The organism is Klebsiella sp. I138 (assembly GCF_051131765.1).
Classification (GTDB): Bacteria; Pseudomonadota; Gammaproteobacteria; order Enterobacterales; family Enterobacteriaceae; genus Klebsiella.
Genome location: NZ_CP180447.1, coordinates 1,837,138 through 1,861,355 on the forward strand (window position 1 = coordinate 1,837,138; position 24,218 = coordinate 1,861,355).

A 24,218-nucleotide genomic window follows, 5' to 3' on the forward strand; every position below is an offset into this window, starting at 1 on the left:
CATCTCCTGTCATTGCAATCCCGCTATGGTAGCGCCCAAACGCCGAGGTGGTAAGTACGACAGTCTTAAATCGCGAATGGTTGCTCATTAAGCAGACAAATATTCGATTTTGCGATAAACAACCCTTTTTTCATCGCCGTTTTAACTTTTACTAAAAGATGACAGAAATATGACAAAGCAGCGTTCTGTCACCCCGGATATTTCACACAGTAAGGATATATTGATGAAAAAGCGTGTTCTCGCCCTTTGCCTCGCCAGCCTCTTTTCCGTTAGCGCTTTTGCCCTGGCTCCCGCCGGTAACGATGCCACCACCAAGCCCGATCTCTACTACCTGAAGAATGCTCAGGCCATCGACAGCCTGGCACTACTCCCGCCGCCGCCGGAAGTGGGCAGCATCGCCTTTTTAAACGATCAGGCGATGTATGAGAAAGGCCGCCTGCTGCGCGCCACCGAGCGTGGAAAACTGGCCGCCGAAGACGCCAACCTAAGCGCTGGCGGCGTGGCAAACGCCTTCTCCGGTGCATTCGGCTCCCCGATCACCGAAAAAGATGCGCCGGCGCTCCACAAGCTGCTCACCAACATGATTGAAGACGCGGGCGATCTGGCTACCCGTGGCGCGAAAGAGAAGTATATGCGTATTCGTCCATTTGCTTTCTACGGCGTCTCAACCTGCAACACCACCGAACAGGATAAGCTGTCGAAAAACGGATCCTACCCTTCCGGACATACGTCAATCGGCTGGGCTACCGCGCTGGTGCTGGCAGAAGTCAACCCGCAGCGTCAGAATGAGATTCTCAAGCGCGGCTATGAACTCGGGGAAAGTCGGGTGATCTGCGGCTATCACTGGCAGAGCGATGTCGACGCCGCGCGGATTGTCGGCTCCGCGGTGGTCGCCACGCTGCATACCAATCCGGCCTTCCAGCAGCAGCTGCAAAAAGCCAAAGACGAGTTTGCGAAACAGCAGAAATAGTCTGAGTAACGGCCCGGCGGCGCTCACCTGCCGGGCCAGTACGCTTTCATCAGAAGCGAATAACGAACGGCGCGGTGTCCGGCAGTGAAACGGTCGTTGAGGCTTTAAGCTGCGGCGTGCCAAGGTAGAGAAAACCGACAATTTTATCCTGCTCTCGACAGGCAAAACCATCGCGGACGACCGAGCTCTCGGTCAACGCGCCGCTGCGCCAGATACCGTTAAAGCCCTGGGCTACCGCCGCCATCTGCATGGCCATAACCGCACAGCCCGCCGACATTTCCTGCTCCCACTTCGGTACCTTAGGGTGATCTTCACAGCGTGCGACGACGGTGATAATCAGCGGTGCACGAAACGGTGCGCTGCGGGCCTTTTCAATACCTTTCTCATCCTGCCCGGCGTCAATCGCCCCTTTCTCCAGCAGTTGACTGAAGCGCTCACGGCCTTCATCAGCGATAATAAAGAAACGCCAGGGTTGCAGCGTTCCGTGATCCGGGGCGCGCAGCCCGGCCCGAAGAATGTTTTCCAGTTGTTCACCGGCCGGTGCCGGGTCTGCCAGGCGCGAAGCGCTGCGGCGGTTAACCAGTAGATCGAGGGCATCCATCTGTTTGACTCCTGTGATGTTATTTTTCATAAAATTAACATGAGCAAGAATTTTGTTACAGCACGACCGGTGATTCCTGCTGACAACCGTCAGCCGTCTCTTTAGGATAACCAGACGCGGCAACCCATGCGGTTAGCCCATTTTTAACAATGTTAGGGAGAATACATGCGAACTCTTTGGCGGCTGCTCGCCGGCTTTTTTAAATGGACATGGCGGGTACTCAACTTTATTCGCCAGCTCGCACTGAATCTGGTTTTCCTGTTGCTGGTCCTGGTTTGTGTCGGCATCTGGGCGCAGTTCAGCAGCACAACAACGGAACATACCGCGCGCGGTGCGTTGTTGATGGATATTACCGGCGTGGTGGTCGATAAGCCCTCCGCCAGCAGCAAACTCGGGGTCATCGGTCGTCAGCTCTTTGGCGCCAGCTCCGATCGTCTTCAGGAAAACTCGCTGTTTGATATTGTGCAGACCATTCGCCAGGCAAAAGACGACCGGAATATCACCGGTATCGTGCTGGATCTGAAGAATTTTGCCGGAGGCGACCAGCCTTCGATGCAGTATATCGGTAAGGCGCTGCGCGAATTCCGTGATAGCGGCAAACCGGTGTATGCCGTGGGCAGCAGCTACAGCCAGGGACAGTATTATCTGGCGAGCTTCGCCAATAAAATCTGGCTCTCGCCGCAGGGGGAAGTCGACCTGCACGGTTTTGCTACCAACGGTCTGTATTACAAATCGCTGCTCGATAAGCTGAAAGTCTCAACGCACGTTTTTCGCGTCGGCACCTATAAATCGGCGGTTGAGCCGTTTATCCGTGATGATATGTCTCCTGCCGCCCGTGAAGCTGACAGCCGCTGGATTGGCGAGCTGTGGCAGAACTATCTCAATACGATCGCCGCCAATCGACAAATTACCGCGCAGCAGCTGTTCCCTGGCGCTCAGGGCCTGATTGACGGTCTGCGTAAAGTAGACGGCGATACGGCGCAATACGCGCTGAACAGCAAGCTGGTTGATGAGCTGGGCACTGCGACTGACGTCGAGAAGGCACTGACGAAACAGTTCGGCTGGAGCAAAGCGGATAATAACTATCGCGCGATTAGCTATTACGATTACAGCGTTAAAACGCCGTCGGACCAGGGGGCTGCCATTGCGGTGATCTTCGCAAACGGTGCGATCATGGACGGTGAAGAAACGCCGGGTAATGTCGGAGGAGACACAACCGCCGCTCAGATCCGCGATGCCCGTCTCGATCCCAAAGTGAAAGCGATTGTCCTGCGCGTCAATAGCCCAGGTGGCAGCGTCAGCGCTTCAGAAGTCATTCGTGAAGAGCTGGCAGCGGCGAAGGCTAGCGGCAAGCCGGTGGTCGTCTCGATGGGCGGTATGGCAGCGTCCGGCGGCTACTGGATCTCCACGCCGGCCAATTATATCGTGGCCAACCCAAGCACCCTCACCGGTTCGATTGGTATCTTTGGCGTTATTAACACCGTCGAAAATACGCTGGATTCGATAGGTGTGCACACCGACGGTGTCGCCACCTCGGCGCTGGCCGATGTTTCAACCACCAAATCGCTGCCGCCTGAAGTGCAGCAGTTGATGCAGTTGAGCATCGAAAACGGCTACAAACGCTTTATCACCCTGGTTGCCAACGCGCGTAACAGTACGCCGGAGAAAATTGACCAGATTGCCCAGGGCCACGTCTGGACGGGAGAAGATGCGAAAGCCAACGGGCTGGTCGATAGCCTGGGCGACTTTGACGATGCGGTGGCAAAAGCCGCAGAACTGGCGAAGCTGAAGCAGTGGCATATCAACTACTATCAGGAAGAACCGACGTTCTTCTCGATGGTGCTCGATAGCCTGACCGGTTCGGTGCGTGCATCGCTGCCGGCGGCAATTCAGGCCTGGCTGCCGGCCCCTGTTGCCGCAGCGGCTAATGCCGTGAAAGCCGAGAGCGATAAGCTCGCCGCGTTCAACGATCCGCAGAACCGCTACGCGTTCTGCTTAACCTGCGCCAATATCCGCTAGTTTCCTCGCTTAGCCAATAACCCCGACAACGTTGTTCACCATGTTGTCGGGGTCACCTGCACCCTGAAGTATGACAGGCATCCCCGGGAACATCGTCCGCTATGTGACCGGGGTAAACACGCGCGGCCAACGCACCTGCAACCTGAAGCATGACGGGCATCCCCTAAATAATTCGAGTTCCAGGCAGGCGGCAAGCGGGTGCATCCCCGGGAACATCGTCCGCTATGTGACCGGGGTAAATACGCGCGGCCAACGCACCTGCAACTTGAAGTATGACGGGGATTGCGCTGTATTTTTTTAGCGGTCACCTTATACTGCGCCTGTCTACGTACAACCTAAGCGATGATATGCAAAAGAAATCGATTTACGTTGCCTACACCGGTGGGACCATCGGTATGCAGCGCTCAGAACACGGTTATATTCCCGTTTCCGGCCACCTGCAGCGTCAGCTGGCGCTGATGCCTGAGTTCCACCGTCCGGAAATGCCGGACTTTACGATTCATGAATATGAACCGCTGATGGACTCTTCCGACATGACGCCGGAAGACTGGCAGCATATTGCCGACGATATCCGTACCCATTATGACGAGTATGACGGCTTTGTTATCCTCCACGGGACTGACACCATGGCTTTTACCGCCTCGGCGCTGTCGTTCATGCTGGAGAATCTGGGCAAACCGGTAATTGTGACAGGGTCACAGATCCCCTTAGCCGAGCTGCGCTCCGACGGGCAAATCAATTTGCTGAATGCCCTGTACGTTGCCGCTAATTACCCGATTAATGAAGTTGCGCTGTTTTTCAATAATCGCCTGTATCGCGGCAACCGCACGACCAAAGCCCACGCTGACGGTTTTAACGCCTTTGCCTCCCCTAACCTGGCGCCTTTGCTGGAAGCGGGGATCCACATTCGTCGCCTCAGCACCCCACCTGCACCACACGGTATCGGCGAGCTGATTGTTCATCCCATTACGCCGCAGCCCATTGGCGTTGTGACGATTTATCCGGGCATTTCCGCCGACGTCGTGCGTAACTTCCTGCGCCAGCCGGTGAAAGCGCTGATCTTGCGATCCTATGGCGTCGGCAACGCCCCGCAAAACGGCGAGTTTATTCAGGTTCTGGCGGAAGCCAGCCAGCGCGGGATCGTGGTCATCAACCTGACCCAGTGTATGTCCGGTAAGGTCAATATGGGTGGGTATGCCACCGGTAACGCCCTCGCCCAGGCGGGCGTGATCAGCGGGTTTGATATGACCGTTGAGGCCACGCTAACCAAGCTACACTACCTCCTGAGCCAAAATTCTGGCGTCGAGGAAATTCGCAGCCTGATGCAGAAAAACCTGCGTGGTGAACTGACCCCCGATGAGTAAGGAGAACCGATGACGAATCGTGCACTACTGCTGGTCGATTTACAAAACGATTTTTGCGCGGGCGGCGCGCTTGCCGTACCGGAAGGCGATAGCACGATAGATATCGCCAACCGGCTTATTGACGGTTGCCTTGCCCGCGGCGAAACCATCGTCGCCAGCCAGGACTGGCACCCGGCAAACCATGGCAGCTTCGCCAGCCAGCACCACGTCGAACCTTATACCCAGGGCCAGCTTGATGGCCTGGCGCAAACGTTCTGGCCCGATCACTGCGTGCAGAATAGCGAAGGCGCGGCGCTGCATCCGCTGCTGCAACAGCAGGCTATTGCTGCGGTGTTTCACAAAGGGGAAAACCCGGCGATCGACAGCTACAGCGCCTTTTTTGACAACGGACACCGGCAAAAAACCCGGCTCGATGACTGGCTACGCGCACGCGATATTACCGACCTCATCGTTCTTGGGCTGGCAACCGATTACTGCGTCAAGTTCACCGTACTGGATGCGCTGAACCTCGGCTATACCGTCAACGTCATTACCGACGGCTGTCGCGGGGTTAACCTTCAGGCGCAGGACAGCGCGCACGCCTTTATGGAGATGGCCGCCGCTGGCGCCACGCTGTACACCCTCGACGACTGGCTGGAAATTCAGGCCTGAGCCTCGTGCCCGACGCTGTCGCATCGGGCCTTTTTCCCCGCTTCGCTTTTGACTATAAATTGAGCTAACTCGCAGATTCAACTCAGTTTCGCTGGTAGTGTTATCGCGTTGTTATTTCGCCACGCCATTGCTGTGGCGTGTTTATTTTTTTATGTCAAAGAGGATCGTCCATGAAACTTTTGCCTTTGCTGGCAGCATTACCCATGCTCTGCGCTTGCGCGGTCTCCGCCAGTTCCCTGATGTCCGTGGGCTACTTTAACGGCGGCGGTGACGTCACCGCAGGCCCGGGGGGCGATATTGATAAGCTGGACGTGCGCCAGATTACCCATCTCAATTACTCGTTTGGTCTGGTCTACAACGATGAAAAAGACGAAACCAATGACGCTTTAAAAGACGCCAGCAAACTGCATCAAATTTGGCTCTCGCCAAAAGTACAGGCTGACCTGGCGAAAATCCCTGCCTTGCGCCAGCAGAACCCGAATCTGAAAGTCCTGCTTTCCGTCGGTGGCTGGGGTGCACGTGGATTCTCTGGCGCAGCGGCAACGAAAGAAACCCGGGCGGTGTTTATTCAGTCTGCAAAGGCGATTGTGGCTAAGTATGGTCTGGATGGCATCGATCTCGACTGGGAGTATCCGGTCAATGGCGCGTGGGCCCTGGTCGCCAGCCAGCCGGCCGATCGCGATAACTTTACCGCCTTACTCAAAGAGCTGCGCGCGGCATTTGGCACCAGGAAACTGGTGACTATCGCCGTGGGCGCTAACGTAGAGAGCCCGAAAAGCTGGGTTGACGTTAAAGCGATTGCCCCGTCCCTCGACTATATCAACCTGATGACCTACGACATGGCCTACGGTACCCAGTACTTCAACTCTAACCTGTACGATTCAACCCAGTGGCCAACGGTAGCGGCGGCCGACAAGTACAGCACCGATTTTGTGGTCAATAACTATCTTGCCGCCGGTTTAAAACCGAGCCAGATGAACCTGGGGATCGGTTTCTATGGCCGGGTGCCCAAACGCGCCATTGAACCGGGTATAGACTGGACGAAGCCGGATGCACAAAAAAATCCCGTCACCCAGCCCTCGTTCGGACCGCAGCAGATTGCCCTGTTCACCTCACTGGGTTTTGATCTGACTAAAGACTCCTACGTGAAATACAACGACATCGTCGCGAAATTACTCAACGACCCGCAAAAACGCTTTACTGAACACTGGGATGATGGGGCGAAGGTTCCGTGGCTGTCGGTGCAGTCCGCAGACGGCAAAGCGCTGTTTGCGCTGTCCTACGAAAACCCACGTTCGGTCGCGATAAAGGCGGATTACATTAAGCAAAAAGGTCTGGCGGGGGCAATGTTCTGGGAGTATGGCGCCGATGACCACAATCAGCTGGCGAAGCAGCTCGCAACGTCACTTGGGATAAAACATTAATCAGCGATCGGTCGTCGGGTAATGGCGAGTAGCATCTTACCTGATTGATCACACACTGCCCGGTGGCGGCGCTACCTCACCGGGCCTATACAACTGCGGCACCCAATCACAGACCCTACAAGCGTCAGTGCCACCGGGCACGGCCCGCGGCGTCATAGCATCTTCAGCGTCGCAATTGGCTTGGGGGCGATACCAAAATCTTCTTTCAGCTGCTGCTTACTCTTCATCACCATCTGGCCGTTAGTATCGATGGTCATGTGCTGGGCGTCGCTGTTGTGGCGCGCCTGATAGAGCATGACCAGCTGCAGGCTGTTCTCTTTCTGTTCCGGGGTTAACGCCACGCCATCCGGCCATTTTCCCAGCTCCACCGCCGTCGCCAGGCGCTGATACACTTCAGGCGTCATGCTGTCTATAATTTGCTCGATTTCCATGGTTCGCTCAACTCCGTATTGGAATAATTTGCTGAATCGTTTCTTTAGCCTTTAATTTGCTCGCCATTATCTTCGTCATTGAAGCTTAATGAGGCCGAATTGACGCAAAAGCGCTCCCCCGTCGGCTGCGGTCCGTCCGGAAACACATGTCCCAGATGCGCATCGCAGTTTCCGCAGCGAATTTCAGTGCGCTGCATGCCGTGGGAGTAATCGTTCAGATAGCGAATCGCCTCCTCGCTCACCGGCTCATAAAAGCTCGGCCAGCCACAGCCTGAATCATACTTCGTTTGCGAGTGAAACAGCGCTGCATCGCACACCAGACAGTGATAGACACCGTCCCGCTTGTTGTGGAGCAGTCGCCCGGTGAACGGCGGCTCAGTACCGTGATTCTGCGTCACGTAAAACTGCATCTCGCTCAACTCTTTTTTGAGCTCGTCCGGGGAGGGTTTATTCGCCATGTGCTTGCTTCTCACTGTGAAAGGACAACTTTACGCCCCGATTCTAACAAAACATTAACAATGAAGCGTGGACTTTTGTTCTAAACTTATTCGATGCCAAAAGGCAGCCCAGATAATTGTGATAAACATCACATTTTTATCTTTAACGCCCTTTAAAATTCCGGGCGCGGCCCCAATATGGAATTGGGCTCAAAGGGAGAGTGAGGCAAAACATTCGAGCAAAGGTATGCTCAGGATTGATTTGTCGCAATGATTGACACGATTCCGCTTGACGCTGCGTAAGGTTTTTGTAATTTTACAGGCAACCTTTTATTCACTAACAAATAGCTGGTGGAATATATGACTATCAAAGTAGGTATCAACGGTTTTGGCCGTATCGGTCGCATTGTTTTCCGTGCTGCTCAAGAACGTTCTGACATCGAGATCGTTGCAATCAACGACCTGTTAGACGCTGACTACATGGCTTACATGCTGAAGTATGACTCCACTCACGGCCGTTTCAACGGTACCGTTGAAGTGAAAGACGGTCATCTGGTCGTTAACGGTAAAAAAATCCGTGTTACCGCTGAACGCGATCCGGCTAACCTGAAGTGGGACGAAGTAGGCGTTGACGTTGTTGCTGAAGCAACGGGTCTGTTCCTGACTGATGAAACCGCTCGTAAACACATCACTGCTGGCGCGAAAAAAGTCGTTCTGACTGGCCCGTCCAAAGACAACACTCCGATGTTTGTTAAAGGCGCTAACTTTGACAAATACGAAGGCCAGGACATCGTTTCTAACGCATCCTGCACCACTAACTGCCTGGCACCGCTGGCTAAAGTTATCAACGACAACTTCGGCATCGTCGAAGCGCTGATGACCACCGTTCACGCGACTACCGCTACTCAGAAAACCGTTGATGGCCCGTCTCACAAAGACTGGCGCGGCGGCCGCGGCGCATCCCAGAACATCATCCCGTCCTCTACCGGTGCTGCTAAAGCAGTAGGTAAAGTACTGCCAGAACTGAATGGCAAACTGACTGGTATGGCGTTCCGCGTTCCTACTCCGAACGTATCCGTTGTTGACCTGACCGTTCGTCTGGAAAAAGCTGCTTCTTATGAAGAAATTAAGAAAGCAATCAAAGCTGCTTCCGAAGGCGCAATGAAAGGCGTTCTGGGCTACACCGAAGACGACGTTGTATCTACCGATTTCAACGGCGAAGTTTGCACTTCCGTGTTCGATGCTAAAGCTGGTATCGCACTGAACGACAACTTCGTGAAACTGGTTTCCTGGTACGACAACGAAACTGGCTACTCCAACAAAGTTCTGGACCTGATCGCTCACATCTCCAAATAAGTTGAGATGAGAACCTGATCCAAAAAGGCGACTTCGGTCGCCTTTTTTTATAGCTTAACTCAGTACCTGTACACCAAGGATTGCACCATGATAAACAAAATTTTTGCTCTCCCGGTTATTGAACAAGTTACCCCTGCCCTTTCCCGCCGCCAGCTTGACGAACTTGAACTGATTGTCGTTGACCATCCGCAGGTCAAAGCCTCTGTTGCGTTCCAGGGCGCTCACCTGCTCTCCTGGAAACCCGCTGGTGAAGACGAGGTTCTGTGGCTGAGTGGCAACACCCCTTTTAAAAACGGCGTGGCCCTGCGCGGCGGCGTTCCGGTTTGCTGGCCGTGGTTCGGCCCGGCCGCACAGCAGGGTTTACCGTCCCATGGCTTCGCCCGCAACCTGGCGTGGACGCTGAAAGGCCACGATGAAGATGAAAGCGGCGTGATGCTGACCTTTGAACTACAAAGCAGCGATGAAACCCGCCAGTACTGGCCGCACGACTTCACGCTGTATGCGCGCTTCAAGCTGGGTAAAACCTGTGAGATAGAACTGGAAGCGCACGGCGAATTTGAGACCACCTCCGCGCTGCATACCTACTTCAACGTCGGCGATATCGCCGCGGTAAAAGTGAGCGGACTCGGCGATCGCTATATCGATAAAGTGAACAATGCAGAAGAAGGCGTGTTGAGCGACGGCGTACAGACCTTCCCGGATCGTACCGATCGCGTGTATCTGAGTGCCGAAGCCTGCAGCGTTATCCACGACGGCGCGCTGAACCGCAGTATTGACGTTGTCCATCATCATCACAGCAACGTGGTGGCCTGGAACCCTGGCCCGGCGCTTTCCGTGAGCATGGGCGATATGCCAGACGACGGCTACAAAACCTTCGTTTGTGTCGAAACCTGCTGCGTCACCGAACCGCAGAAAGCCAGCGAAGAGAAACCGTCTCGCCTCGCGCAAACTATCCGCGTCGCGAAACGTGCCTGACCTCTTTACTCCCGCCCGATAAGCGGGAGATGAGGGATCAAAAACAGGGCGAAATCGCCCTGTTTTGTTTACCGGCATTCGCTACGTTTTTCCGTTACCAGAATCCCACCAGCTTCATCCACGCGCCGCCCAACACCAACCAGATAGCAATAGACGCCAGCGATACCACAAAACTGACGCCCCACCACTGTCCGGTCGTGTTATATCCCGAGCCAAACAACGCGGGCCCCGGGCCACCCGAGTATTGCGTGAGCCCCATCGACAAATTAGAGGTATAGCCCAGTACCAGCGCAGCAAAAAGCGGCGGTACGCCGACTGAAACGGCCACGGCTAAAAACGCCAGATACATCGCGGAAATATGCGCCATCGCCGAAGCGAAAAAGTAGCGGGTATAGAAATAAACCACGACAAGCAGTAAGAAAACCGTTATCCATTCGAAGTGGCCGACATAGCCGACAATCCGCGCTGAGATCCAGCTAATCATGCCGTACTTGTTGAGCGCATTTGCCATCATCACCAGCACGGCAAACCAGAACATGGTGTCCCAGGCCGTTTTTTCTTCAATAATATTCTTCCACGACATGATGTTGCTGATCAGCAGCACCATCAGTCCAATGAACGCCGAAAGCGTCGCGGGAATCGAAAAGAATATATCGCCAATGGTCCAGAGCATTATCAGCAGTACAAAATCAAATGCCAGAATTTTTTCCGCCAGCGACATCGGCCCCATTTTTCGCAGTTCTTCTCTGGCGATTGACGGGATCTCCGGCGTTTTCTTTAGCTGCGGCGGGTAAATGGCATAGATAACCAGCGGTAGCAGGATCAGAGAGGCAATCCCCGGCACGATAGCCCCGACAAACCAGGTCGTCCAGGTTATCTCTATTCCCTGGCTTCTCGCCAGCTCGGCGACCAGCGGGTTACCCGCCATCGCCGTTAAAAACATCGTGCAGACGATAGCATCGATCTGCGACACGCAGATCATTAAAAAGGCGCCGGCTTTTCTCGCCGTCGCGCCAGGTTCTGACTGGTATGCCGTAGCAATGGACTGCGTAATGGGGTACATAATTCCGCCACCCCTTGCTGATGCCGAAGGGATCCCCGGACCGAGGACGACATCTGACAGGGCCAGACCGTAGGCAACGCCCAACATGCTGGAGCCGCATTTAGAAATAAACCACAGCGCTACCCGCTTCCCCAGCCCGGTCTTGATCACCGCCCGGGAGATGAACATGGCGATACCAATCAGCCAGATGGTGCCGTTGGCAAACCCGGATAACGCGGCAACTTTGTCGCTTTTACCCGGCGAAAGAGGCGTCACGCCCAAAAACGCGGAGACAATTAGCGCAATCATCGTCACCGCCCCCATCGGGAGCACCTTCAGAATGATGGCAAAAATAGTGGCAGCAAAAATGGCAAACATTTGCCATGCGTGGAGGGAGAGTCCATCAGGCGGTGGGGTAAACCAGATGATAACGCCGAAGAGTATTGTCAGAACGCCTTTCCACAGCGGGAAAGGCAGCTTCACATCCAGAGGCTTGTTAGGTTCAGTCATGTCAATCTCCTTTTCTTTTATCTTTAAGGGGATAACCACAACTGAACCTTGATGTTCATCAACAAAGCGCCAATGTGTTTTGCTGAAGAGCGGTCCTTTAAACCATATCCAGCGGGACTTTTTTGCCCGGTGCAGGGAAAGCATTATCCAGCTGCGACCGCTCCTGGGCACTGAGCGCAATGTTCAACGCATCGGCATTTTGTGCCACATGTTCCACACTGGCAGCTTTCGGAATAGCCATCACGCCCGGATGACTGATCACCCAGGCCAGCAGAATTTGCGCCGCACTCACCCCTCGCGCTTCAGCAATATTTTTCACAACGCTATGATTTAAAAGTCCATCACGCAGGCGGCCGGCCTGAGCCAGCGGGCTGTAGGCCATCACCGGCAGCGATTGTTGCTGGCACCACGGCAGCAGATCGTGCTCAATACCGCGCGAGGCCAGGTGATAAAGCACCTGATTGGTAGCGCACTGTCTGCCGCCAGCAACCTGCCATAGCGTCTGCATCTCGGCAACATCGAGATTCGACACGCCCCAGCGACTAATTTTGCCCTGCGCCACCAGCAACTCCATTGCTTCAACGGTGTCCTCAAATGAAAACTCACCGCCCCAGTGCAGCAGATACATATCGAGATGGTCGGTCCCCAGGCGGCGCAGGCTGGCCTCGCAGGCAGCGATCATCTTCTGGCCACCCGCATTCCATGGATAGACCTTAGAAACCAGCACAACCCGGTCCCGAAGACCGCGAATAGCCTCACCCACAACCTCTTCAGCACCGCCATCAGCGTACATTTCAGCGGTGTCGATGACCGTCAGTCCCCGTTCCACGCCCGCCCGTAGTGCAGCGACTTCCTGTGCCCGTTGGGCGCGGTTTTCTCCCATGAACCAGGTGCCCTGCCCGATAGCAGGAACCGCGGCCCAATCGCCAAAACGTAGCGTTTTTTCCATCATCGACTCCTCCGGTCATGTCGTTGCACTACCGTAATGCAAAACAGGGCCTGACGCCCTGTTTTGATGCACGAATATCTTCGTTATGGTGCACAATCAGAAGGTGTAGGTTACCCCTGTGGAGATCAGGCCACTCCAGGATTTATCCACCATCGGGCTGTCGGTGATTTCATCAGACAGGCGGGTATAACGAGCCACGCCGTATACGCTCCAGTCACCGAGGAAACGATAGTTTGCCGACAGCTCAAGGTACGGGTTCCAGCTGCTGTCCGGATCGTAGCTGCGCATGCCGCTACGATTCGACTCATGCTGCGAAACGCCGTAGTAGTATTCGTTCTGGTTATCGCTGCTCCACTCCAGGCCAATTCCCGGCGTCAAGGTCAGGTTGCCGTTGGTGTAGCGATACAGCCACGCCGCATCCCAGGTGATACCGTTGCTGTTACCCAGCGTATCGCCCGCGAGCGTGGTACGCAGGAAGCCATACTGCGTGTTGTGGACATAAGAGAGCCCGGCCATCATGGTCGTTTTGCGGCGGTCCAGCTTACGCATTTGCTCGCTGTCGCTGTCACCCGGCTTGAAATACATCGGCGACCAGTAGGCCGTCACGGACAGCTTGTCGGTGTTGTCATTCCATAAGTAGTAGCCGCCGCCCAGACCGTGGAACCAAAAACTCTCACTTTCATAGCTAATGGCCGGGACCGGGTAAACATCAGCATCATATTGTTTATAAGGGTTCTCGACGATACCGACGCCGGCCCCTAACGTAAATTTCCCTTCCGCGTGGGCAGCCGAAACCGAGGCCGCAAGACACACACCGAGTGCCAGAGGTTTGATCTTATTCACAATCCATATTCCCGTTTGTCAAATAATACGCCCCGGCAGTTTAACGTCGTAGACCTCATGCCTCAAATTCTTTACCAGTCATTACATAAAACCATCTAATTTCTCATCAACAGATGACCGGAAACTTGCAAGGGCATGACAGCACGATGACGAGCCCTGGCAAGTCGTGCGAAAAAGCCGCTTTTTTCCGGATGAGTTATTGATATGTCATTGAAATTGATTTTTGACCACATGCAAGTTTTCTAAATGCATCTACGCTTTAATTTAGAAGAAGTCATTTTAGCGCACGCTGTCTCCGCCGCTACGACAACCTGGCATAAGGGTTGCTGGAGAATCGGTGAACGTCGCGCAGTTTACCTCTTCCGGGAGCTCCCACTATTCATATGAACGGCTCTCAACTTGTGCTAAAAACGAAAGGACGGCATGCCATGAATATATTCGATCACTATCGCCAGCGTTATGAAGCTGCCAAGGACGAAGAGTTCACACTGCAGGAGTTTCTTACTATCTGCCGGCAAGATCGCAGTGCTTATGCCAACGCGGCAGAACGGCTGCTGATGGCCATTGGTGAACCAGTTATGGTCGATACGGCCCTGGAACCCCGGCTGTCCCGTCTCTTTTCAAACCGGGTTGTCGCCCGCTATCCGGCCTTTGAAGAGTTTTACGGTATGGAAGATGCCATCGAGCAAATCGTCTCTTACCTGAAACATGCCGCGCAAGGCCTGGAAGAGAAGAAACAGATTCTGTATCTGCTGGGCCCGGTGGGCGGCGGTAAATCGTCGCTGGCTGAACGGCTGAAATCCTTAATGCAGCGCGTGCCTGTCTATATACTCAGCGCAAACGGCGAACGCAGCCCGGTCAACGATCATCCTCTGTGCCTGTTTAATCCCCAGGAAGACGCGCAGATCCTGGATAAAGAATACGGCGTACCGACCCGTTATCTCGGCACGATTATGTCGCCGTGGGCGGCCAAACGCCTGCATGAGTTCGGCGGTGATATCACCAAATTCCGCGTGATCAAAGTATGGCCATCCATTCTTGAGCAGGTTGCCATCGCGAAAACTGAACCGGGTGATGAGAATAACCAGGATATCTCAGCGCTGGTCGGTAAAGTGGATATTCGTAAACTGGAGCATTATGCCCAGAACGATCCGGATGCCTACGGGTACTCCGGCGCCTTGTGCCGTGCCAACCAGGGGATTATGGAATTCGTCGAGATGTTTAAAGCGCCTATCAAGGTGCTGCATCCGCTGCTGACCGCGACCCAGGAAGGCAACTATAACGGCACCGAGGGGATTTCGGCCCTGCCGTTTAACGGCATTATCCTCGCCCACTCCAACGAGTCCGAATGGGTGACCTTCCGTAATAACAAAAACAATGAGGCCTTCCTCGACCGCGTGTATATCGTCAAGGTGCCTTATTGCCTGCGCATTTCCGAAGAGATGCGGATCTATGAAAAACTGCTTAACAACAGCGAACTGACCCATGCGCCTTGCGCCCCGGGGACGCTGGAGACTCTCTCGCGCTTCTCGATTCTGTCACGCCTGAAAGAACCTGAAAACTCGAGCATTTACTCCAAAATGCGCGTCTATGACGGTGAAAGCCTGAAAGACACCGACCCGAAAGCGAAGTCCTATCAGGAGTACCGCGATTACGCCGGCGTTGACGAAGGGATGAACGGTCTGTCCACCCGCTTCGCCTTTAAAATATTATCGCGCGTATTTAACTTTGATCACGCCGAGGTCGCCGCGAACCCGGTCCATCTGTTCTATGTTCTGGAACAGCAAATCGAGCGCGAGCAGTTCCCGCAGGAGCAGTCAGAGCGCTATCTGGAGTTCCTCAAAGGCTACCTGATCCCGAAATACGCCGAGTTTATCGGCAAAGAGATTCAGACCGCCTATCTGGAGTCCTACTCTGAATACGGGCAGAACATTTTTGACCGCTATGTGACCTATGCGGACTTCTGGATTCAGGATCAGGAATACCGCGATCCTGACACCGGTCAGCTGTTTGACCGTGAGTCGTTGAATGCAGAGCTGGAAAAAATAGAGAAGCCGGCCGGGATCAGCAATCCGAAAGACTTCCGTAACGAGATAGTCAACTTCGTTCTGCGCGCCAGAGCCAATATCAACGGACGGAACCCGAACTGGACCAGCTACGAAAAACTGCGCACGGTCATCGAGAAGAAAATGTTCTCGAATACCGAAGAGCTGCTGCCGGTGATTTCGTTTAACGCCAAAACCTCTACCGATGAGCAGAAAAAGCACGACGATTTTGTCGACCGGATGATGGAGAAAGGCTATACCCGTAAGCAGGTCCGTCTGCTGTGCGAATGGTATCTGCGCGTACGTAAATCGTCCTGATAGCGGAAATTGCCCGGCGGCGTAGAGCCTGCCGGGCCTACAAAAACAGCGACCTGTAGGCCGGAGAAGCACAGCGCCATCCGGCATTTCCGTCGCAGCGTAAGGTTGGCAACTGCAGTACAGGAGGGCATATGACCTGGTTCATAGACCGGCGCCTGAACGGAAAGAATAAAAGTGCGGTGAATCGCCAGCGCTTTTTGCGCCGTTATAAGGCGCAGATTAAACAGTCCATCTCCGAGGCGATCAATAAGCGTTCGGTGACGGATATTGACAGCGGTGAGTCCGTCTCCATCCCGACGGACGATATCAACGAACCCATGTTTCATCAGGGTCGCGGTGGGCTACGCAACCGCGTACACCCAGGAAACGACCACTTTGTGCAAAACGACCGCATCGAGCGCCCGCAGGGCGGTGGCGGAGGCGGTGGGAGCGGTCAAGGGCAAGCCAGCGCCGATGGTGAAGGCCAGGATGGCTTTGTCTTTCAAATTTCCAAAGACGAGTACCTGGATCTGCTGTTCGAGGATCTCGCCCTGCCAAATCTGAAGAAAAATCAGCAGCGACAGCTCACAGAGTTTAAGAACCATCGGGCTGGCTTTACCGCTAACGGCGTACCGGCCAATATCAGCGTGGTACGCTCCCTGCAAAACTCGCTGGCACGGCGTACCGCAATGACGGCAGGCAAGCGCCGTGAGCTGCGGGCACTGGAGGAAGACCTCGACAGTATTGCCAAAAGTGAGCCGGCACAGCTGCTGGAAGAAGAGCGGCTGCGCCGGGAAATCGCCGAGCTGCGGGCAAAAATCGAACGCGTGCCCTTTATCGATACCTTTGACCTGCGCTACAAAAATTACGAAAAACGCCCCGAGCCTTCCAGCCAGGCGGTGATGTTCTGTCTCATGGACGTCTCTGGCTCGATGGATCAGGTCACCAAGGATATGGCAAAACGCTTTTATATCCTGCTGTATCTGTTCCTCAGCCGGACTTATAAAAACGTCGAGGTGGTCTATATTCGCCACCATACGCAGGCCAAAGAGGTGGATGAACATGAGTTCTTCTATTCTCAGGAAACCGGCGGCACCATCGTATCAAGCGCCCTGAAGTTAATGGATGAGGTTGTGAAAGCGCGTTATGACCCGTCCCAGTGGAATATCTATGCCGCGCAGGCATCGGATGGCGATAACTGGGCGGATGACTCACCGTTGTGTCACGAACTGCTGGCAAAAAATATTTTGCCGGTGGTGCGTTACTACAGCTACATTGAAATAACCCGTCGCGCACACCAGACCCTCTGGCGCGAATATGAACACTTGCAGGAGACGTTTGAGAATTTTGCTATGCAGCATATTCGCGATCAGGAAGATATTTATCCGGTCTTCCGCGAACTGTTTCACAAGCAGGGTTCTGAAGTCAGAAGCTAGCCAATAAAACAGTCAGTTACATTAAGATCCTGACTGTTTTTCTGAATGTTTTATATTTACCCTTTAATTCAATCACAGATTTTATCTTTCCGGTTTATTATTTTACCGCTATCGTCAACATTGGCGCGCCCATTATTAACCCATGGATTACGATACAGCATTCACTTTCCCTCACAGGAATGTCGGCAGCGAATACTCTGGCATTCATCTCTAATATGCAGACCCCCACATCGAATTATTTACAGGCTCACGCAGCGAAAGCCACGTGTCTTAATGTCAAACAACCCACCGGCCATAGCCTACAGTTAATCTGTTGAAGCTATGACTGGATGTGACTAATACTATGCGTCTGACTACCCATCTCTACGTTCGCCTGCCCTTGCTGATTTCAATCCTTCTTGGTGTTGTCTGCTTTTTTTTGCTTCCCGTAAGACTGGGTATGTTGCAAAGGCTGTTGATCGCCTGGAATGTGCTGGCCTGGTGTTATCTGGCGTTTATCTGGGTCCGCATGCTGATGACTGATGTCGCGGGAATTCAGCGCATTGCCCGATTACAGGACCAAAGCGCGATGCTCGTGCTCACCCTGGTGATTGTGGCGTGTGCGGCCAGCATTGTCGCCATTTTAAGCGAGCTCTCCTCTTTGAAGCAGCTCTCCGGTACGCCACGCGTTTTGCATGTCCTGTTAACGGTAGCGACACTTATTGTCTCCTGGGCCCTTCTGCCCAGCTCATTCGCTGTGCACTATGCCCATCAGCACTATTTGCATCGGACGCAGGACGTCACCCCGATGATGTTTCCTGATAAGCCTGATGACCCAGGATACTGGGACTTCCTGTACTACTCCTTTACGATTGCGGTAGCCTCGCAAACTGCCGATGTGGCTACAGGGACAACCGGAATGCGTAAAATCACGCTGCTGCAATCGGTTATCTCCTTTGTGTTCAATCTGGCGATACTGGGCTTGTCGGTGAATGTCGGCGCGGGTTTACTTAACTAGTCCTCCTGTATTCAGCGGTAAGCGGCTCTCCTGGCCACCGCGGCTGAGTCTGCATCTCCACGGGACGGGGGCCCTGGACTGAACCTCGTCAAATCAGCAGCCGCACGTTTGAGCCGGTGACGTTACCCGGTATTTTCTCCCATTGTCGCAACGCAAAAGTGACGTTGAACGATCGCCATTTCCTCTTTTTAACGCCTTTTTTTGTGCGCTAGTCCACAAATTGATATTCCGCAAGACTAATATTTACTTTTAAATAAATGCTCTGTTTTAGGGCCACAGGTAACACCATACACTGTGTCAAAACGTGCAATGACACCTGAAAAAAATAACATCTTTTTAAAGCAATTAAAATAATCATACATTTTAACTGCCGATAACTGTTGCTGAAATTTAACAATTAAATCCACTGCGATTTGATACGGATCTTATATTTTAAAACCAGGAAATTATTTAATGAAAAACTCTTTATTGCCCTTTGCCATTGCTTCAACACTTTCAATGGCTCCTGGCATTGTATTTGCAGATGATAAAACAGATGCGCCATCCAAAACAATTACCGCCACCGACGCGTTAGCGGGCATTGATTTTTACGGCTATTTTCGTTCAGGAATGGGGGCAAGTGACGGCGGTGGCTCAATGAAAGATGCTACCGGCGGCAGCTTTGAGAAAAATAAACTCGGCCGCCTGGGTAATGAATTTGATACCTATGCCGAAATTGGCTTTGGTAAAGAATTGTATAGTTCTGGCAGTCAGTCTGTATATATACAGACGATGATCAACATGTACGACGGCGATACAAACAGCAGCAACGAAAATAAGTTTGGTTGGGAAAACATGAACATCCAGTTCCGTAACTTTATGGGAATGGATGAGACAACCTGGGCAGGTATTCGCCAGTATAATAAATACAGCATCGACGCCAACGATTATGATTACTGGAACCATACCAACGTCGGGGGCGGTATTGAAAAGATGAGCCTGGGTCAGGGTAAACTGTCCGTCGCCTTCTTACATCGTGATATCGATGAAGATCTTTCCGCGTTCGCCGAAGGTGAAGTCGACGCACAGCAGTTGATTGACTCCAACCAGCTGGAACTCATGTATGACAGCCAGCCCCTGTGGGATGGCGCAACGTTAGCGGTAGGTTATAAATACCTTCACGCAGATGCCAACGATGAACAAGTTAATCGTGCCAACCACGATTATGTCGATGGTCAAACCGCGATGGTGGTGCTGAAGCAGCAGATCTTCGACAAGGGCGTTAACAATACGGTTATCCAGTATTATGGCAAAGGTTCGGCCCTGCAAGGTGTGACCTTCGGCGCAGCGGATACGCTGAATGGCACGGTTAAAGAGGGTGAAGGTTGGGCACTGCGTAACTACGGTACCATCCCGGTTGCTGCGGATTGGGATGTCAGCCACGCACTGAACTATGCTGCGGCCAACGATGTCGAGCTGTGGAACGGTGATAAGGGCGATGCGTCAACGGCTTCTGTCAGCGCGAAAGTCACTTACCATTGGTCTGATTACACCCGTACTTATCTCGAAATGGGTTATTTCGACGACAAGAAAACGGTTAACGGGACTGACTACGATCGCAGCGGGGCAAAATATACCCTGGCTCAGGCGCTCTCCTACGGTCGCGACAAACCGGAACTGCGTGTCTTCGTAAGCCACTACGATAGTGACAGAGATAACTGGACGGATTCCAGCGAATCATCCTTCAATAATGGTCTGGAAAACGACACCTGGGCCGTCGGTATTCAGGCTAACGTCTTCTGGTAATCATCGGCTGTTCATTGCGGGCAACTGGCACCAGTTGCCCGCAATAGTCAATCTACTTCTTATTCAGCATCGACTTTAAATCAGCAAAAGGATTGTAGGTTGCGGCAGCAACATCTTTTTGCGCGTCCTCCCCGGCAACCACTCGCGTACCATACAGATCGGCTTCGGTGTATTTGGAGTGCTCATGATCGTGACAGTACAGGCATAACAGCTCCCAGTTACTGCCATCTTCCGGATTATTGGTATGGTCGTGATCGATATGGTGAACCGTGAGTTCGCGTAGGTTTGAATACACAAACTCCCGCGAGCAGCGCCCGCAGACCCACGGATAGATTTTTAAGGCTTTCTCGCGGTAGCCGCTTTCGAGCCGGGCGTAGTTTTTGGGGATCAGAGCCATTGAAGATGTTACCTGTTACCAAGGAATATTTTTTAGATAGTACCTCCAATCTATCCCGCAATGGAACAGAAGGCGTGATGAAAGAGATACCGGATATGCATTGCTGAGGGTTGCTGTCACGGGTCAAGTCGGTGCCATTAACGCCAGTGTCGCCATAAAAATTATTTTAAATTCAGGCAATTAAATTTAAGGCTTCATCAATAAGCATGTGATTCCCGATACCTGAGGCAAAAGCCATCCCCTTCGGCGAATGAACGTTCAGCAGCAACAGGAGGGTGACAGGATTGCGTTCAGTTCACCCTCATTAAGGAATTCCAGATGAGTAAGGTAATTCGGAAGCACTATCCTGAATTAGGTGAGGAGATCGACGAACTACGCAAGATTTTCTACCGCTATTATGGCGATCACCTGCCAGCTCGCTCGTGGAAGCCAGCCAACTTTTTTCACCGGACCTCAGAATAGAAATTGAGATGGTATTCGGCCTCTAATTTTTATTATTCTCGTGCGCAGGGCAATGCACCTGGGTAAACGTCTGCTTCTTCGCCTGTCGCAACCTGAAGTTGAACGAGCCTCTCGAAGCATGGCGCGGAGATGACGCGTATCGCAGGATCTTAATCAATAAGAAACTCATCGCACTGGCGGGAATAAAACGAGGTGATGATCCCCGGTCTTAACGCCGGGGAGGAGATCAATGATTTCCGGTGACCACCGTCGCGGCGACGGGATGATCGGAATTTGCCACCACGGTGGCGCGGGCAACGGGATGGTAGCCGTTATTTCCGGTGGCGGCGGTCATCGCAACAGGATGGTCAGAATTTGCCACAACGGTAGCACGAGCAACGGGATGGTAGCCGTTGTTCCCGGTGGCTGCGGCCATCGCCACAGGGTGATCGGCGTTAGCCACAACCGTTGTTCGGGCGACGGGATGATTAGCAAAGGCCGGGAGAGCCATCGTCGCGATAGCCAGAGTCAAAATAATTTTTTTCAAAGTATCACCTTTATAAGCCTGCCCGACAATAACCCGGTCAGACGTTGTTCTGAACAAACCTCATTATAAATATCCGCAGCTAAAACTGGCCTAAAAAGGTATTTATTTTTACATTTTTACCGCACGACTGATTTTCCCCCCTGGCAGATACCCCCTCCCTGCTTGTTATATATACGGAGCGGGTATTTCATTTTCAGGCTTGAGAGGCTTTATTTCAGGTAATGTAAGACTGCACGGTACACGGCTATTATTGCAGCGATATTGAACGATGCAAAATCGATGTTTCATTTACCTTCACCGGCTCTGCATATAACCTTTTTAACTCCACGGGTATAGAGGTTGCTTTACACAATAAGGATATCAATAATGTCTTTATCGGGTTCAGGCAATTAAACCTCTCGCCATCAGGTAAACATGACAAATCAACTGGAACTGCTAAAGATTTTCTGCGTTGCCGCAGAGAGTGATAGCTTCAAACAGGCGGCAATCGCCCTTGGGAAATCACCGCAGACGGTGACGCGTGCAATTCAGGAACTTGAGGCCAGCAGGGGTGAAATTCTGTTCTATCGCACGACGCGCAACAGTAAAATTACCCGAGAAGGAGAACGTTTTGCTCGTCAGGCAAAACAGCTGATCCAGCAGATGGACAACCTCTTTCGCGTTGCCTCGTCTGACGAAGACAGCCAAATGGCGGGCCAGATTAGCCTGACGCTGCCTGCGTCTCTGGGCCGTCACTATGTCCTCCCCGCATTGATTGCATTTCGCCAGCAATACCCGGAAGTGACCATTCGCTGCATTTTTACTGACGCCCATTCGGATGTTATTGATAGTCAAATAGATATTGGCCTGAGAACCGGCTTTTTGCGCGATAACCGTTTCGTGGCTCGCAAGGTGCTGGATGTCAACTTCTACCTGCTCGGCACGCCAGAATTAATACTTCAGTCCGGCGCACCAGATTCGCTGGAACAGCTGAATACTGTGCCCGTTGTCGCGTTGCTCGATAACCAGACGAACCGATACTGGCCGTGGGGATTTGAACATTCACAAAGCTTCACCCCGGACCAGCCGGGGTTTGTGACCGACGATCTGGATGCGTACTGCGAAGCCGTCGTTCAGGGACTCGGATACGGCCATCTGCCCGGATTTATGGCTTACCCGTATATGGACAGCGGGAAACTGATCCCCGTGATGCAGGACATCCCTTCGACACCATGGGGGTTATATTTATTCCGTCCGCAAAGGGGCCCGGTGCCGCTGCGGATCCGCAAGCTCTACGATCATCTCTATACGCATCTGAAGAACCTGCGGACATAGGTCACTTACACGGTCACAACCACTTTGCCGGACGCCTCGTACCCCACCCGGGAAGGAAGAACCGCTTTCAGGATATACTCATCCTTGCGGAACATCATATCGGCGCAATTAAGTCCGATGGCCTTAATTCGCACCTGGACTTCCTCTGGTGAAGGCGGAGGTAAAATCATCTGATCCAGTTGCAGCACTTCCGGGCCACCCAGACGGTGAAAACGATAAACCTGTGCCATTTGACCTCTCTTAGCCGTGACCGGCTGATATAAACCGGCCCCGACAACAATTTTCTTGAATCAGCGCATCTCTGCTCTGGCGGAAAGCATCAGAGAATATCGATGACTACTTTTACGTTTGCTGAACCGTTTTCAACGGCATCGTGCGCCTCCAGCGCGGAATCGAGGGTGAATTTGCGCGGGTCAACAATTGGATGGAGTTTTCCCTCCTCCACAAACTGCGTGAGCTGACGCAAGATTTCGCCATGATGCACCCGCCCCTCGCCTGAGAGCATCGGCAGTAATACGAACACCGCTGAAATCGTCGCACAGCGCAAGGATGAAGGGGCGATATTGAACTCACCGAATGCATAGCAGCTGGTGATATGGCCATAGGGTTTCACCGCCGTAAGCGATGCGCTCAGTACATCCCCGCCCACGGTATCGTAAATAATGTCAAAACCTTTGCCCTGCGTGTATTGCTGCATATATTCATCAACGCTTACGGTTCGGTAATCAATCGCCGTCGCACCAAAGCTCTCAACCTGTGCTTTTTTGGCAGCGGATGCGGTGGCGTAGACATCGGCACCAAAGATTTTTGCCAGTTGAACGACCATATGGCCAACGCCACCCGCTCCGCCCTGAACCAGCACTTTATCGCCCGCTTTAACCTGAGCGCGGTCCACCAGCCCTTCCCACGCCGTCAGGAAGACCAGCGGAAGCGCGGCAGCTTCACGCATGGAGAGATTCTTTGGTTTGTGCGCAAGAAGGTTCGCATCAACAGCAGCATATTCCGCCAGGCTTCCCTGCAGGCCGCGTACGCCGCCGGTCAGGCCATAGACTTCGTCGCCAACGTTAAACTGAGTCACTCCCTCACCGATGCGAACGACCTCCCCTGCGAGATCTGTACCGAGCACGGCAGGCAGTTCAGGGGTTGCATAGGTCGCAGACCCTTCACGAATTTTATAGTCGATGGGGTTGACGCCGCTGGCGTGAATTTTTACCAGAACCTCGTTTTGACCCGGCGTGGGAATCGCAATCTGAGAGGCAGTGAAGGCTTTGACATCGTAGCTATTGAGGATAAGGGCTTTCATTGTATTCGTAGACATCATTACGCTCATGTTCGTGGAGAATGAGCGTAATGTAGACATGGGATGGCAGTGCGTAAATGGCATAAT

22 protein-coding genes and 1 pseudogene are annotated in these 24,218 nt (G+C 53.1%); 13 read left to right on the plus strand and 10 right to left on the minus strand.

Translation table 11 applies throughout. The annotated features are described in order from the left end of the window. The first annotated feature begins 223 nt into the window (after positions 1-223). Positions 224-970: an acid phosphatase PhoC gene (gene phoC, locus ACMYSK_RS08550; protein WP_434641851.1), complete on the plus strand. Its 747-nt coding sequence runs from the start codon at positions 224-226 to the stop codon at positions 968-970. A 49-nt stretch (positions 971-1,019) separates the two neighbouring features. On the opposite strand, the gene ACMYSK_RS08555 is transcribed toward phoC, so the two are convergent. Continuing rightward, entirely contained in the window at positions 1,020-1,571 is a 552-nt protein-coding gene (locus ACMYSK_RS08555) for an NAD(P)H nitroreductase (protein WP_434641854.1), read from the minus strand. Positions 1,572-1,736: 165 nt separating this feature from the next. On the opposite strand from ACMYSK_RS08555, the gene sppA reads away from it, so the two are divergent. The 4 genes from sppA (at position 1,737) to ACMYSK_RS08575 (ending at position 7,029) form a co-directional block, all read left to right on the plus strand. After that, the gene (sppA, locus tag ACMYSK_RS08560) at positions 1,737-3,590 is read left to right on the plus strand and encodes a signal peptide peptidase SppA (protein WP_434641856.1); all 1,854 of its coding nucleotides are present in this window, start codon (positions 1,737-1,739) and stop codon (positions 3,588-3,590) included. A 347-nt stretch (positions 3,591-3,937) separates the two neighbouring features. Next, on the plus strand, positions 3,938-4,954 hold the full coding sequence (ansA, locus tag ACMYSK_RS08565) for an asparaginase (protein ID WP_434641858.1): 1,017 nt from the start codon (positions 3,938-3,940) through the stop codon (positions 4,952-4,954). A gap of 9 nt (positions 4,955-4,963) precedes the next feature. Then, entirely contained in the window at positions 4,964-5,605 is a 642-nt protein-coding gene (gene pncA, locus ACMYSK_RS08570) for a bifunctional nicotinamidase/pyrazinamidase (protein ID WP_434641860.1), read from the plus strand. Positions 5,606-5,775: 170 nt separating this feature from the next. Next, positions 5,776-7,029 (plus strand): glycoside hydrolase family 18 protein, encoded by a 1,254-nt coding sequence (locus ACMYSK_RS08575; RefSeq protein WP_434641862.1) that lies wholly within the window; start codon positions 5,776-5,778, stop codon positions 7,027-7,029. 152 nt (positions 7,030-7,181) lie between these two features. Here the strand turns inward: ACMYSK_RS08575 and ACMYSK_RS08580 are convergent, their stop codons facing one another. Together ACMYSK_RS08580 and msrB are read right to left on the minus strand one after the other, a co-directional pair. Continuing rightward, the gene (locus ACMYSK_RS08580; protein ID WP_434641864.1) at positions 7,182-7,460 is read right to left on the minus strand and encodes a YeaC family protein; all 279 of its coding nucleotides are present in this window, start codon (positions 7,458-7,460) and stop codon (positions 7,182-7,184) included. Positions 7,461-7,504: 44 nt separating this feature from the next. Beyond that, the gene (gene msrB / locus ACMYSK_RS08585) at positions 7,505-7,918 is read right to left on the minus strand and encodes a peptide-methionine (R)-S-oxide reductase MsrB (RefSeq protein WP_434641865.1); all 414 of its coding nucleotides are present in this window, start codon (positions 7,916-7,918) and stop codon (positions 7,505-7,507) included. A 339-nt stretch (positions 7,919-8,257) separates the two neighbouring features. Here msrB and gapA point away from each other — a divergent pair, with 339 nt between their 5' ends. Further along, on the plus strand, positions 8,258-9,253 hold the full coding sequence (gapA, locus tag ACMYSK_RS08590) for a glyceraldehyde-3-phosphate dehydrogenase (RefSeq protein ID WP_041145107.1): 996 nt from the start codon (positions 8,258-8,260) through the stop codon (positions 9,251-9,253). 87 nt (positions 9,254-9,340) lie between these two features. After that, positions 9,341-10,228 (plus strand): D-hexose-6-phosphate mutarotase, encoded by an 888-nt coding sequence (locus ACMYSK_RS08595; RefSeq protein ID WP_434641867.1) that lies wholly within the window; start codon positions 9,341-9,343, stop codon positions 10,226-10,228. A gap of 94 nt (positions 10,229-10,322) precedes the next feature. Here ACMYSK_RS08595 and ACMYSK_RS08600 read toward each other — a convergent pair whose 3' ends face one another. The 3 genes from ACMYSK_RS08600 to ACMYSK_RS08610 all read right to left on the minus strand — a co-directional run bounded on the left by ACMYSK_RS08600 (position 10,323) and on the right by ACMYSK_RS08610 (position 13,572). Further along, complete coding sequence (locus tag ACMYSK_RS08600; protein WP_434641869.1) at positions 10,323-11,780, minus strand: DASS family sodium-coupled anion symporter; 1,458 nt, start codon at positions 11,778-11,780, stop codon at positions 10,323-10,325. Between the two features lie 97 nt (positions 11,781-11,877). Further along, positions 11,878-12,732 (minus strand): aldo/keto reductase, encoded by an 855-nt coding sequence (locus ACMYSK_RS08605; RefSeq protein ID WP_434641871.1) that lies wholly within the window; start codon positions 12,730-12,732, stop codon positions 11,878-11,880. Between the two features lie 93 nt (positions 12,733-12,825). Beyond that, positions 12,826-13,572, minus strand: a complete 747-nt coding sequence (locus ACMYSK_RS08610; RefSeq protein ID WP_434641872.1) for a MipA/OmpV family protein — start codon at positions 13,570-13,572, stop codon at positions 12,826-12,828. A 428-nt stretch (positions 13,573-14,000) separates the two neighbouring features. Between ACMYSK_RS08610 and yeaG the strand changes: the two genes are divergently transcribed. The 4 genes from yeaG to ACMYSK_RS08630 all read left to right on the plus strand — a co-directional run bounded on the left by yeaG (position 14,001) and on the right by ACMYSK_RS08630 (position 20,132). Beyond that, positions 14,001-15,935, plus strand: a complete 1,935-nt coding sequence (gene yeaG / locus ACMYSK_RS08615; RefSeq protein ID WP_434641875.1) for a protein kinase YeaG — start codon at positions 14,001-14,003, stop codon at positions 15,933-15,935. Positions 15,936-16,066: 131 nt separating this feature from the next. Continuing rightward, positions 16,067-17,350 carry a YeaH/YhbH family protein gene (locus ACMYSK_RS08620; RefSeq protein WP_434641878.1) on the plus strand — a complete coding sequence of 428 codons (1,284 nt, stop codon included), beginning with the start codon at positions 16,067-16,069 and terminating at the stop codon, positions 17,348-17,350. Positions 17,351-17,693: 343 nt separating this feature from the next. Continuing rightward, positions 17,694-18,347: a DUF1345 domain-containing protein gene (locus tag ACMYSK_RS08625; RefSeq protein WP_434641879.1), complete on the plus strand. Its 654-nt coding sequence runs from the start codon at positions 17,694-17,696 to the stop codon at positions 18,345-18,347. Between the two features lie 453 nt (positions 18,348-18,800). After that, the gene (locus ACMYSK_RS08630) at positions 18,801-20,132 is read left to right on the plus strand and encodes a carbohydrate porin (RefSeq protein WP_434641882.1); all 1,332 of its coding nucleotides are present in this window, start codon (positions 18,801-18,803) and stop codon (positions 20,130-20,132) included. Positions 20,133-20,184: 52 nt separating this feature from the next. Here ACMYSK_RS08630 and yajD read toward each other — a convergent pair whose 3' ends face one another. Continuing rightward, positions 20,185-20,529, minus strand: coding sequence for an HNH nuclease YajD (gene yajD / locus ACMYSK_RS08635; RefSeq protein WP_434641885.1), 345 nt, complete (start codon positions 20,527-20,529; stop codon positions 20,185-20,187). Positions 20,530-20,886: 357 nt separating this feature from the next. On the opposite strand from yajD, the pseudogene ACMYSK_RS08640 reads away from it, so the two are divergent. Beyond that, positions 20,887-21,017: pseudogene (locus tag ACMYSK_RS08640) on the plus strand (RidA family protein); the annotation flags it as partial. A gap of 200 nt (positions 21,018-21,217) precedes the next feature. Here ACMYSK_RS08640 and ACMYSK_RS08645 read toward each other — a convergent pair. Further along, entirely contained in the window at positions 21,218-21,517 is a 300-nt protein-coding gene (locus tag ACMYSK_RS08645; protein ID WP_434641887.1) for a hypothetical protein, read from the minus strand. 414 nt (positions 21,518-21,931) lie between these two features. Here ACMYSK_RS08645 and ACMYSK_RS08650 point away from each other — a divergent pair, with 414 nt between their 5' ends. Continuing rightward, positions 21,932-22,831, plus strand: coding sequence for a LysR family transcriptional regulator (locus tag ACMYSK_RS08650; RefSeq protein WP_434641890.1), 900 nt, complete (start codon positions 21,932-21,934; stop codon positions 22,829-22,831). Between the two features lie 5 nt (positions 22,832-22,836). Here the strand turns inward: ACMYSK_RS08650 and ACMYSK_RS08655 are convergent, their stop codons facing one another. Next, positions 22,837-23,061, minus strand: coding sequence for an alcohol dehydrogenase catalytic domain-containing protein (locus tag ACMYSK_RS08655; protein WP_434641893.1), 225 nt, complete (start codon positions 23,059-23,061; stop codon positions 22,837-22,839). Positions 23,062-23,150: 89 nt separating this feature from the next. Continuing rightward, a complete protein-coding gene (locus ACMYSK_RS08660) occupies positions 23,151-24,149 on the minus strand; it encodes a zinc-dependent alcohol dehydrogenase family protein (protein WP_434641897.1) in 999 nt (332 codons plus the stop codon). Positions 24,150-24,218: the final 69 nt, after the last annotated feature.

Bases quoted from the DNA above. Each gene is read 5' to 3' on its own strand.
- phoC (WP_434641851.1), top strand. From the start codon at position 224: ATGAAAAAGCGTGTTCTCGCCCTTTGCCTCGCCAGCCTCTTTTCCGTT.
- ACMYSK_RS08555 (WP_434641854.1), bottom strand. From the start codon at position 1,571: ATGGATGCCCTCGATCTACTGGTTAACCGCCGCAGCGCTTCGCGCCTG.
- sppA (WP_434641856.1), top strand. From the start codon at position 1,737: ATGCGAACTCTTTGGCGGCTGCTCGCCGGCTTTTTTAAATGGACATGG.
- ansA (WP_434641858.1), top strand. From the start codon at position 3,938: ATGCAAAAGAAATCGATTTACGTTGCCTACACCGGTGGGACCATCGGT.
- pncA (WP_434641860.1), top strand. From the start codon at position 4,964: ATGACGAATCGTGCACTACTGCTGGTCGATTTACAAAACGATTTTTGC.
- ACMYSK_RS08575 (WP_434641862.1), top strand. From the start codon at position 5,776: ATGAAACTTTTGCCTTTGCTGGCAGCATTACCCATGCTCTGCGCTTGC.
- ACMYSK_RS08580 (WP_434641864.1), bottom strand. From the start codon at position 7,460: ATGGAAATCGAGCAAATTATAGACAGCATGACGCCTGAAGTGTATCAG.
- msrB (WP_434641865.1), bottom strand. From the start codon at position 7,918: ATGGCGAATAAACCCTCCCCGGACGAGCTCAAAAAAGAGTTGAGCGAG.
- gapA (WP_041145107.1), top strand. From the start codon at position 8,258: ATGACTATCAAAGTAGGTATCAACGGTTTTGGCCGTATCGGTCGCATT.
- ACMYSK_RS08595 (WP_434641867.1), top strand. From the start codon at position 9,341: ATGATAAACAAAATTTTTGCTCTCCCGGTTATTGAACAAGTTACCCCT.
- ACMYSK_RS08600 (WP_434641869.1), bottom strand. From the start codon at position 11,780: ATGACTGAACCTAACAAGCCTCTGGATGTGAAGCTGCCTTTCCCGCTG.
- ACMYSK_RS08605 (WP_434641871.1), bottom strand. From the start codon at position 12,732: ATGATGGAAAAAACGCTACGTTTTGGCGATTGGGCCGCGGTTCCTGCT.
- yeaG (WP_434641875.1), top strand. From the start codon at position 14,001: ATGAATATATTCGATCACTATCGCCAGCGTTATGAAGCTGCCAAGGAC.
- ACMYSK_RS08620 (WP_434641878.1), top strand. From the start codon at position 16,067: ATGACCTGGTTCATAGACCGGCGCCTGAACGGAAAGAATAAAAGTGCG.
- ACMYSK_RS08625 (WP_434641879.1), top strand. From the start codon at position 17,694: ATGCGTCTGACTACCCATCTCTACGTTCGCCTGCCCTTGCTGATTTCA.
- ACMYSK_RS08630 (WP_434641882.1), top strand. From the start codon at position 18,801: ATGAAAAACTCTTTATTGCCCTTTGCCATTGCTTCAACACTTTCAATG.
- yajD (WP_434641885.1), bottom strand. From the start codon at position 20,529: ATGGCTCTGATCCCCAAAAACTACGCCCGGCTCGAAAGCGGCTACCGC.
- ACMYSK_RS08650 (WP_434641890.1), top strand. From the start codon at position 21,932: ATGACAAATCAACTGGAACTGCTAAAGATTTTCTGCGTTGCCGCAGAG.
- ACMYSK_RS08655 (WP_434641893.1), bottom strand. From the start codon at position 23,061: ATGGCACAGGTTTATCGTTTTCACCGTCTGGGTGGCCCGGAAGTGCTG.
- ACMYSK_RS08660 (WP_434641897.1), bottom strand. From the start codon at position 24,149: ATGTCTACGAATACAATGAAAGCCCTTATCCTCAATAGCTACGATGTC.